This window comes from Nocardioides sp. NPDC057772 (genome assembly GCF_042798075.1).
In the GTDB taxonomy this organism is placed as follows: Bacteria; Actinomycetota; Actinomycetes; order Propionibacteriales; family Nocardioidaceae; genus Nocardioides.
The window spans coordinates 1-4,694 of record NZ_JBHVKN010000285.1 but is presented as its reverse complement, the minus strand read 5'-3'; the positions used below and the strand labels follow the sequence as shown (position 1 = coordinate 4,694).

The 4,694-nt window shown below is 68.5% G+C and carries 3 protein-coding genes; 1 reads left to right on the top strand and 2 read right to left on the bottom strand.

Annotated elements, in window-relative coordinates; translation table 11 throughout:
* Positions 1-38: 38 nt before the first annotated feature.
* Entirely contained in the window at positions 39-935 is an 897-nt protein-coding gene (gene sucD / locus ACFVJS_RS26305; protein WP_378886505.1) for a succinate--CoA ligase subunit alpha, read from the bottom strand.
* A 17-nt stretch (positions 936-952) separates the two neighbouring features.
* Positions 953-2,116, bottom strand: a complete 1,164-nt coding sequence (gene sucC, locus ACFVJS_RS26300) for an ADP-forming succinate--CoA ligase subunit beta (RefSeq protein ID WP_378886501.1) — start codon at positions 2,114-2,116, stop codon at positions 953-955.
* A gap of 511 nt (positions 2,117-2,627) precedes the next feature.
* Here sucC and ACFVJS_RS26295 point away from each other — a divergent pair.
* A partial coding sequence (locus tag ACFVJS_RS26295; protein WP_378886500.1) for a peptidoglycan DD-metalloendopeptidase family protein occupies positions 2,628-4,694 on the top strand: 2,067 nt, incomplete at its 3' end.

The following is a 4,694-nucleotide window of genomic DNA, read 5'->3' as shown; positions in this document are numbered from 1 at the left end:
ACCATGTCGGTCGCGGGGCGGTCAGGTTCTGACGTAGGTCAGAGGGACTGCAGGATCTCGCGAGCGAGAGCAGCGGTCTCCGACGGGGTCTTACCGACCTTCACGCCGGCGGCCTCGAGGGCCTCCTTCTTGGCCTGCGCGGTGCCGGCGGAGCCGGACACGATCGCGCCGGCGTGACCCATGGTCTTGCCCTCCGGCGCGGTGAAGCCGGCGACGTAGCCGACGACAGGCTTGGAGATGTTCTCCTTGATGTAGGCCGCGGCACGCTCCTCGGCGTCGCCACCGATCTCACCGATCATGACGATGAGCTTGGTCTCGTCGTCCTTCTCGAACGCCTCGAGGGCGTCGATGTGAGTGGTGCCGATGATGGGGTCACCGCCGATGCCGATCGCGGTGGAGAAGCCGAAGTCCTTCAGCTCGTACATCATCTGGTAGGTCAGCGTGCCCGACTTGGAGACGAGACCGACCGGGCCCTTGCCGGTGATGGTGTGCGGGGTGATGCCGGCCAGCGACTCGCCCGGGGTGATGATGCCGGGGCAGTTCGGGCCGATCATCCGGGTGGCCTTGCCCTGCAGGTAGGACCACACCTCGGCGGTGTCCTGGACCGGGACGCCCTCGGTGATGACCACGATCAGCGGCATCTCGGCGTCGATCGCCTCGATCGCAGCGTCCTTGGTGAACGCCGGCGGCACGAAGAGGACCGACACGTTGGCGCCGGTCTCCTTCATCGCCTCAGCGACGGTGCCGAACACCGGGAGCTCCACGTCGGCGCCCTGGGCGTCCTTGTGGGTGACCGTGGTGCCGGCCTTGCGGGCGTTGACGCCACCGACGATCTGGGCGCCCGAGTCGAGCATCAGGGCGGTGTGCTTCGCACCCATGCCGCCGGTGATGCCCTGGACGATGATCTTGCTGTCCTTGTTGAGGTAGATGCTCATGTTTCTCTCTCCTGACCTCAGGCGTTGGCCAGCTCGGCGGCCTTGTCGGCGCCGCCGTCCATGGTGTCGACGATGGTGACCAGCGGGTGGTTGGCCTCGCTGAGGATCTGGCGGCCCAGGTCCACGTTGTTGCCGTCCAGACGCACGACGAGCGGCTTGGTCGCCTCGTTGCCGAGGATGTCCAGCGCGCCGACGATGCCCTTGGCGACCTCGTCACAGGCGGTGATGCCACCGAAGACGTTCACGAACACGGACTTGACCTGCTCGTCGTTCAGGATGACGTCGAGGCCGTCGGCCATGACCTGCGCGTTGGCGCCGCCACCGATGTCGAGGAAGTTGGCGGGCTTCACGCCGCCGTGGGCCTCGCCGGCGTAGGCGACGACGTCGAGGGTCGACATGACCAGACCCGCGCCGTTGCCGATGATGCCGACCTGGCCGTCGAGCTTGACGTAGTTGAGACCCTTGTCCTTGGCCTTGGCCTCGAGCGGGTCCTCCTCGTCACGGATGACGAACTGCTCGTGGTCCTCGTGACGCACCTCGGAGGCGTTGTCGTCCAGCGACACCTTGCCGTCCAGGGCCTCCAGCTTGTCGCCCTCGAGGCGAGCCAGCGGGTTGACCTCGACAAGGGTCGCGTCCTCCTCGGTGAACACCGTGTAGAGGCTCTGGATCATCGAGACAGCCTGCTCGAAGACGGGCTCCGGGAAGCCGCACTCGGTTGCGATCTCGCGCGCCTTGGCCTCGTCGACACCCTTGCCGGGGTCGATGCCGATCTTCTTCACGGCGTCGGGGTTGGTCTTGGCGACCTCCTCGATCTCCACACCACCCTCGACGGACGCGATGCAGAGGTACTGCCGGTTCGAACGGTCCAGCAGGAAGGAGAAGTAGTACTCCTCCACCGGCGGGGTCGCCGGGGTGATCAGCACCCGGTTGACCTTCAGGCCCTTGATCTCCATACCGAGGATGTTCGAGGCGTGCTCGAACGCCTCATCCGCGGTCTTGGCCAGCTTCACGCCGCCGGCCTTGCCGCGGCCACCGGCCTTGACCTGCGCCTTGACGACGCAGAAGCCGATCTCCTCGGCGGCCTTCCTGGCTTCCTCAGCCGTCTCGACGACGACACCTTCGGTCACGGCGACGCCGTGCTTGGCGAAGAGCTTCTTCGCCTGGTACTCCATGAGATCCACTGATCCACCTGGTCTGTGTGTTGCGGTACGAGGCGGCGTACCGCAGGGATCAGCGGTCGACGTCCTCGTCTTCAGATGTGTCCGTCCTGCACCCTAGACCCCGCCAAGGCCTGGTTACGAGCCCAGGGGCCACGACGTGACGTACGCCACTAGCGCGGCGCGACGCCGGACACACCGGACATATACCAACAAATCGGCAACCTGGAGTAACAGTCCGTAGCCCCGCGCAGCAGCCCCCGTTTGACCCCGTACCGCACGACCCGTCGTGCGACGTTCGGCTGGTTTCGACACCGTATAGATGCTCAAACGGCCCGTAGACACGCATTTCGGGTGACACGAAGACGTCGCAATCGAGTTTCTGATTTGGCGAAAATACGCAGATCAGCGACGGATTCAGCTATCGCCGTTGGTGAAATCAGCGAAACGGGCGTGCCACATTTCTTGACCGCGCCCTCCGGTCCGTTACAGTCATGGCTCGCCGTCTGACCCCGAACAGCGGAGATATGAACTGATGGGCAACCACCGAGCCGACGTCACAAGTGACAGTCCGCGTTCGGTCACCCCTTCCCCCGGAGCAACCACGAGCAGCAGCAGCTACGTCGGGAAGCGGCGCGCAGCGCCGGCGACCGACAGCCCTGCCTCCAGGCCTGCCCCGCGAGCGACCGGATCGACCTCCTACGTCGGGAAGCGGCGCGCCGCGCCGTCCCCCGCCGTCGGGACCGCGACACCGCCCCCCGCCCCTGAGACTTCTGAAGAACCGGTCGCCAAGGCCCGGCCCAACCGGGTGGTCCTCGAGCAGACCGGCAAGCTGCCGGTCGTCGGATCCCCCCGCGACGAGGAGGTCACCGACGGCCGCATCTCGACGGGTGAGCTGCGTGCTCTCGTCGAGGGCGACGGCGGCCCCTCCTTCCCGGCCTCGTTCCCGACGACGCCTTCCGCCATTCCCGCGCCCCGGCCGATCGTGCCGACGCAGCGCCGGGCGGCCCAGATCGACCCCGTCCTGGCCGACCTGCTCTCCTCGATGGGCATCGACCCGGACAAGGTGACGCCGGAGGTGCTCGAGGACCTCGGTGTCGGGGGCATGACGACCTCCGAGCTCACCAAGTTCCTGACCCAACCGACCAAGTCCGCGCCGATGAAGGCCGCCGCGAGCACGCTCTCGACCAAGACGCCGCCGCGCGGTGTCCCGGCAGCTCCTGCGGCCGCAGCTGCGGCACCGGTCCGTCCCGAGCCGGTGGCGCCTGTCGCTCCCGTTGCTCCTCTCGCCCCCGTGGCCCCGGCAGCTCCGGCAGCTCCGGTCGCCCCGGAGCCGGCCTTCCAGGCACCCGAGCCGACCCACACCCCGAAGCCGCTGCGGATGGCCAACACGTTCGCGCCGCTGACCGGCAAGGTCCGCGCGGTGCGCCAGGCCCGGCAGATCCCGGCTCCCCCGGTCGCGTCGCCGCCGCCCCCGCCGGCCTACGAGCCCGAGGTCAAGGAGCCCCGCGGGTTCCAGGAGGCGTTCGACGCGCCGCCGACCTCGTTCAAGATCGACACCACCTCGTTCCCGGCCCCGCCGGTGTCGCTGCCGCAGCAGATCGACTTCGACTCGATGGCGATCGACCTTCCGGCCGAGACCTACACCGTCGACGCGCCCTACTACGAGGCGCCGCAGGCCGCCGAGCCGTTCTACCAGGACGACTACGCCGGCGGTTACGACCACGACGCCCACCAGGCCGAGGCCTACTTCCGCGCCGAGACCGGCAGCATCGACCTGCCCAGCATCAGCGAGATCGCGACCTACCGGCCCGAGCTGCACGAGCTGCCCGCGGTCGAGACCACCGGCACGATGGTCGGCATCGGCGGGCCGACCCGGCCGCGCACCCGGCGCGCCGCTGCTGCGGCTGCCGGTGGCCGTCCGACCGTCCCGATGACCGCCGGCGCTGCCGCCCTCGCTGCCGCCATCGGTGGCATCGCGCTGACCGGCGGTCCGACGATGGTCGCCGCCGATGACGTACGCCTCGTGGGCGCCACCGCGCTCGGTGGCGACAGCGACATGGTCGTCGTCGGTGACCGCTCCGCGACCGTGACCCGCAACGACGAACGCTCCGACGCCGACACCGCGGCCAGCGACCGGGAGAAGGCGCTCCAGGGCGTCGACGTCCAGGCGGACAAGCAGGACAAGTTCCTCAAGTCCAACCTGTGGGAGCTCCCGATCCCGGCGGGCGTCTACCGCATCACCGGCACGTTCGGCTCCTCGGGCGCCAACTGGTCCAGCACCCACACCGGTCTGGACTTCGCGGCGCCCTACGGCACCCCGATCCACGCCATCGCCCGCGGCACGGTCACCGAGACCGCCTGGGGCGGGGCGTACGGAAACCGGACGATCATCACCCTCGATGACGGCACCGAGATCTGGTACTGCCACCAGAGTGACTACGGCGTCTCCGTCGGCCAGACGGTCTCCCCCGGCGAGGTCATCGGCTACGTCGGCTCGACCGGTAACTCCACCGGCAACCACCTCCACATCGAGGTCCGCCCTGGTGGTGGTGACGCGGTCGACCCGGATGCCCCGCTCAACGAGCACGGCGTCGACCCG

Excerpts from the sequence above, each read along its gene's own strand:
- sucD (WP_378886505.1), bottom strand. The coding sequence starts at position 935 with ATGAGCATCTACCTCAACAAGGACAGCAAGATCATCGTCCAGGGCATC.